This window comes from Paracoccus zeaxanthinifaciens ATCC 21588 (assembly GCF_000420145.1).
Classification (GTDB): Bacteria; Pseudomonadota; Alphaproteobacteria; order Rhodobacterales; family Rhodobacteraceae; genus Paracoccus; species Paracoccus zeaxanthinifaciens.
Window position 1 is genome coordinate 1 of the sequence record NZ_ATUJ01000026.1, and the last position, 5743, is coordinate 5743.

General features: G+C 55.2%; 3 protein-coding genes and 1 pseudogene. 2 read left to right on the forward strand and 2 right to left on the reverse strand.

Annotation, left to right across the window (positions count from 1 at the left end):
* Positions 1–611: 611 nt before the first annotated feature.
* The gene (locus F804_RS17445) at positions 612–845 is read left to right on the forward strand and encodes a hypothetical protein (RefSeq protein ID WP_156845264.1); all 234 of its coding nucleotides are present in this window, start codon (positions 612–614) and stop codon (positions 843–845) included.
* Positions 846–885: 40 nt separating this feature from the next.
* Here the strand turns inward: F804_RS17445 and F804_RS16740 are convergent.
* Positions 886–1936 (reverse strand): annotated as a pseudogene (locus tag F804_RS16740) (IS3 family transposase); the annotation flags it as partial.
* Positions 1937–2545: 609 nt separating this feature from the next.
* The gene (locus F804_RS17055) at positions 2546–5092 is read right to left on the reverse strand and encodes a calcium-binding protein (protein WP_156845265.1); all 2547 of its coding nucleotides are present in this window, start codon (positions 5090–5092) and stop codon (positions 2546–2548) included.
* 281 nt (positions 5093–5373) lie between these two features.
* Here F804_RS17055 and F804_RS17735 point away from each other — a divergent pair, with 281 nt between their 5' ends.
* A complete protein-coding gene (locus F804_RS17735) occupies positions 5374–5685 on the forward strand; it encodes a DUF1153 domain-containing protein (protein ID WP_022708560.1) in 312 nt (103 codons plus the stop codon).
* The last annotated feature ends 58 nt before the right edge of the window (positions 5686–5743 follow it).

Here is a 5743-nt window from a genome sequence, read left to right on the forward strand (position 1 = left end):
GAAGCAGAGGCAAACTTCTACGCCACTATGGAAACAGAAGCCGTGGCCGCGTAACTAACCGAAATCAGCCTCCGGCAAACCCGGCGCGGTTCAGACCCTAGCTCCTGCTGAAGGAAAATCGTTCCTCACAGCAGACTTTTTCAGCAGCATGCTAGATCGCTACCGGTCTGAGGACCGCCGCCGCTGCGCTTCCACATTGAGCAATGTATGCTCCTCGCGATTTTCCATGCTGCAAGAGAGAAAAGCGTCCAATAACGATCTCACTTTCGCTTGCGTTAATAATACAGAAACTTTTCTTTCTTAGAGCAGGCCACGGGAACCCCAATAAACTTATCAACTTACTTGAACTTGAACTTGAACTGGGAATGCCATCGAAACTAGGCACAGGAAAACAAGCAATACGGCCATGCTGTGCATGATCCAGATTATCACGTACAGCACGATCGGCTTGCACTCAAGCCGCCTAGCACCGCTAGGTTCTATAAGATAAGGATGCCACTGCCCCTGACTTGAAAAGCGACCACTCCGTTTGGCTACCGGGGGTAGCAAAGCATCGAGAAACCGCCACCAGCAAGTTGTCGAGCGGATCTCGGACCAAGTGGAGCGGCAACATGGACAGCTACATTAAATCAAGCAGAGAGCTTGCAGCGCATTGCGCGCATATTCATGCTAACATCCAAACCCTGCGCTCGGACATGATGCGCTTCGAGGTCGCTGACGGCGACTACGACATGATAGAGGGGAAGCTGAAAAGTTCGATTGCAATTCTCGAAGCCCTGCAGAAGAAAATTGAACGCGACAAGGTAGTGCGCGACCACCTGAAGGCAGAAAATGAGAACAGATAGGGTGGCAGTGACCTGCCCCCCCGAGCTGGTCCCTCATTGATGACGAGAGCCTGCAGGTCGGATTCAGGTATTCCGGTTCCCCGTCCAGCGCGCTTGCTGCGCTGTCTGATTGGCCAGAGATGAGTGCGGCCTGACCGTGCTGTAGTCGTAGCGCCAGAGCACCAGTTGTTACTGCGCATCGTCCAGACTGTCGAAGATCTCCTCGTTTAACAGCTCATCACGTAGGCTGCCGCTGAAGCTTTCGATGAACGCATTCTGCTGGGGCTTACCCGGATCGATTTAGGGCCACGGCACCTCGTTCTCGTCGGCCCATTTCAGGATAGCCCGACTGGTGAACTCGGTGCCATTGTCGCCGACAATGCAACCAGGCTTGCCATAGACACGGATCAAGGCGTTTCGCTCCCGGGTCATCCGTGCGCTGGACAGACTGCTGTCCGCAACAAGGCACATGCATTCCCGCGTGCGGTCGTCGATCACGGCGAGCATCTGGAACTTACGTGAGGCACCGAAGCTGTCGGATACGAAATCCTGCGACCAGTGCGCGTTGACGCTGGCAGCCGCTGGCATTGGTGTCCTCGTGCCGCGCGCCCGTTTCCGGCCACGCCGCCGCTTCACGGACAGCCCTTCTTCGCGACAGGTCCTGCATAGCTTCTTGTGGTTCATGGACATGCCCTTCCGCTCCAACAGGACGCCGATCCGGCGATAGCCGAACCGACGTCGCTTGCCCGCGATCTCCTGCATCGCCTTGCGGATCTCGGCGCAGTCCGGCGTGAACGCCCGCCGGACTGTCTTCGTATCGACATCAACCAGCTTGCAGGCTCTGCGCTGCGAGATGTCATGATTCTGCATGGCCCTGAGCGTCGCCTCTCGCCGCCTGGTCAATGTCGTCAGCTCTTTCCCAGCAGGTCTTTCAGGACGACGTTGTCCAGCATGGTGTCCGCCAGCAGGCGCTTCAGCTTGGCATTCTCCTCCTCAAGGGCCTTTAGCCGCGCAGCCTCGGACGCCTCCATCCCGCCATACTTGGCCGTGAGCTAGTAGAACGTAGCCGGGCTCAAGCCGCGCCTGCGGCACACCTCCGCTGTCGGCATCCCGTCGACGCAGTGCGTCGATCCTGCTCGTTGATCATCCCGATATTTGTTCGTCGGGCTTGCGCGGCCCCATTGGGGCCACGGTCCCTCCTCATCCGTGAAACGGCTCTTTCGAATGTGTCTGCTCCTTCAGTGTTGGCGCAGACGCTACATCACGGCGAGGGATCTCGCGGGGGGCAGGTCACTGGGCATCGCTCAACCAGAAAAGATCAGACATCGTCACCGCACTCTTTCAAGCGGTGATTCACGAACCCTCAATAAAATCAATGGGTCGTGAGCCAAACTTTGAGTCAAGGAGGCCATGATGGGCACGGGCAATTTCACCGACGACTTTAAGCGTGATGCTGTCGCGCAGATCACGGAACGGGGTTATCCGGCGAAAGGGACATTGCCGGAGGTAGAAGTGCACTAAGACATTGCCTGTTCCAAGTCGCCTTGGCCGCAGTGTTTCACAACCCCGTTCTGAAGCCAGCCATACAAGCCTTTGGAGTACGCGGCAAACTCCATAAGGTAATCATTGTCGTTATCCTCCGCAGGTCGGTCACAATCGCAACTGCCATCATTCGGTCGGGCATCCCGTGGAAGACCCAGCCTTGGGAGATGACACAGTCGCTAGTTCACGATCTTCAGCGAGCGGAGGCACTTAACAAGGCCCGTCAGAAGCATGCGCGCCATCGCTGCAGCCACGTCCTCCGATCTTACGCGACGCGCCAACTTGGGTCCGATGACCCAATAGAACCGAATGAACAGTCGTCCAGGGCCAAAGCGTTTCAAATGCCGATCCCGGAACTGGCGCAGAGATACCACATCGGGATGAAGGCGATTGCCATATGCAGCAGTAGCGACAAAGCAGGCCGCCTGCTCGGACATTGCAGGATCATCTTCTTCGGGTTCCTCCTCGGCTGGCAGGTCATCATCCACGACCGAAGACGGATCCTCGCCACTCCCTTCTTCGGGTTCCCCTGGACCTGAGGGCGGACGAGCGACATCATCACCCGGGACATCGCTATCATTATCCGGCCGATGCTCGACCCATTCGATCCGCCCCATGACCGCGTCGATACAATCGAGATAGTGAAGCGCACCTTCCTCACTCGGCAAAACATTTTGATGCTGCGGGAACTCTTCGGTCAACTGATCAAACCCGAACAGCTCCTCGATTTGCAGATCGGTCAACCCATTCAGATAACTTTCAGTGATATCGAAAATCTCATCTTGGGAGCGAAAGTCGATAACTTGTTCCGGGAAGGTCTCGAGGCGGTCAGCTTGGCCCTCGAATACGACTTGCCCTCCGGTCGGTAAATCAATCACAAGATCTTCACCATCTGCACGGCTGGCGGACAAAAGAGCATCCTCATGCTCGAACGCCCCCCAAAGGCCAACGTAATCGTCGTCGCCAAAACCGCTGATATGCGCGCCTTTCGCAGAGCCGATTAGGATAAGATCGCCACCTTCTCCGAGGCTTATCAGGCCCGTTCCACTACCATCACCCAAGACAATGAGGTCATTTCCGTCTCCGCCAGCCACCTCGTCATCGCCAGCGTCAGCGATGAGAACGCCGCCATCGTTCGACGCCGACAGGGTATCATCTCCAACTCCGCCAACGAGCACGTCTCGCCCTGCTCCTCCGTTCAGAACGTCGTCACCCACATGCCCCCGGACGATGTCGTTCCCAGCAGCGCCTGCAAGGATATCATTGGTCATGCCCGAAAATGGGTCGGTCTGGTTGTGTGCACCTTCCAAGATGAGGTTTGCATCTGGATCGGTGGCTAGGATTACGAGCATCTCATTGGGTGATAAGAGGTGCTCTGACAGGGCTGCTGGCCCAGATATGACATTCATGTCACCGCGAGCATCTGCAATTTCGCCGTCCGGGACCGGTTCGGTAAGCGCCTCGTCGTACCATGTGGAGAAGGGTGAATCAGCGGGAGCGAGCGAATGCACTACATAATGCTGTTCATCACTTAGATCGCTAAGGTCAATCGTAACGTCTGTCAGACCATCGTTATAGATGAACGTGACATCGCTGCTGTCGCCAGAAAAGGAAGTGGTCGCCAGATGCTCTGGCAGCACGTCTGCAAGTGCATCGCTCGGACCGTCCGTTGGATCTAGGCCTATGAGATAGCTCTCAGCAATATCGTAGATCTGCCCCGTAGGTGTAGCGATGGCGAGCACTTCTCCATCAGCGCTTTCCTGCGATGGAAAGCGGCTGTCGTAAAGCTTGTTCGACAACCAATCATACGTGATGCCCCAGTGATCGATCCCGGTCACGCCTGCATCTACAAACTGAGAGAACGAATCGATCCATGAATATGCTTGGCCGACCCCCACGGCTGTGTTTAGGCCAACATTGAATTCGGTCAGGAAGAGCTGAATGTCGTCCGGGACATGCTCATTCTGCAAAAAGACCTTCATCGCATCCATGGCCCAAGCTACCTTCTGCTCACTGGCGTTTGCATCGGGATACGAGTGCTGGATCACTGAACCGACCTTCGCTAGGTTCTCAGGACTGATCTGATTTAGAATCGCCGCAGATTCTCGTGCTCCAGTGGCATACCAGGTCCCATCCTCTCTCTGTTCCGCGCGCCATTGAGCTCCTGCTTGAACGCCAATCGCAGGCTCTGACCAGCCTTCGTTCTGAGAGCCAAGGCGATCAATCATGGAGTCAAGATAGGGAATCTGATGATTAGCCACTTCGCCGTACTGCGCCGGGGTAAACGCGCCCCAGTTTTTACTTCCCCAATACTCGTTGCCAATCTCAAAATTATGAATCGAGACGGCTGTAAAATCCGATAGGGCAGCTTCAAGTTCGGATACATAACGTTCGAACCCGATCTCATCGAATTCATTAGATACCAGATTATAGAACTGGAACGTAGGAATGACGATTGACACGCTCGCATTATGTTCTGAAGCATACGACAAGAACTCTCTAAGCGAGATGATATCATCCCCTTCGTTTATGCTGCTTGCCCCAGCGAATATCTTATCGAGACCCCCATTTTGCCAAGTTTGATCCTCCGTTATACCTCCGCCTGGATAGCGGAGATTGTGTACGTTGATTTCCTTCAGCGTAGCGCTGAAAGCATCATCATTGCCGAGACCATCCCTATTGAAGATGACGTTTGCACCAAAGTGGTTTTGACTTACCGTACCCATGCGGCACCTCTGCGAATTTATATTCCGCAGACTTGCGTAGATTGCATTTCCCTAGTGTTAATTTCGAGTAGTTAGAATATAATATTCTATAATTTAAAATTTTCACCATTTGACCTGCCCCCCCCGCGAGATCCCTCGCCGTGATGTAGCGGCTGCGCCAACACTGAAGGAGCAGACACATTCGAAAGAGCCGTTTCACGGATGAGGAGGGACCGTGGCCCCAGTGGGGCCGTGTATTGACCCACTGAAATTCTGCTCATGCTACAAGGGAGAACGTAGCGATGAGTAAGACGATGGAAGACAGCATCAAACGGTGGACGGTGAAGCGAAAGACGGCGCTCGTCATCGAGATCATCCAGGGCAAGACGACCGTGTCGGAGGCGAGCCGGTCGTACGACCTGACACCCTCGGAGATCGAGGGCTGGGTCGATGATGCCACGCGCGGTATGGAGAACTCGCTGCGCGCCAACCCGCTCGGCATCCCGAGGCGGACGGTCTACTACAAGCCGGTCAAAGCCGCGCCGAAGGTCGATCTGATAGCCCCATGTTTCGTGGGCGCCTTTTTCGCTAACTTTGAGGCAAGGAGGCGATGATGGGCACGGGCAATTTCACTGACGACTTCAAGCGCGATGCTGTCGCGCAGATCACAGA

What these genes read in the sequence shown, in the direction of transcription:
- F804_RS17445 (WP_156845264.1), top strand. Translation starts at nt 612, where the DNA reads ATGGACAGCTACATTAAATCAAGCAGAGAGCTTGCAGCGCATTGCGCG.
- F804_RS17055 (WP_156845265.1), bottom strand. Translation starts at nt 5,092, where the DNA reads ATGGGTACGGTAAGTCAAAACCACTTTGGTGCAAACGTCATCTTCAAT.
- F804_RS17735 (WP_022708560.1), top strand. Translation starts at nt 5,374, where the DNA reads ATGAGTAAGACGATGGAAGACAGCATCAAACGGTGGACGGTGAAGCGA.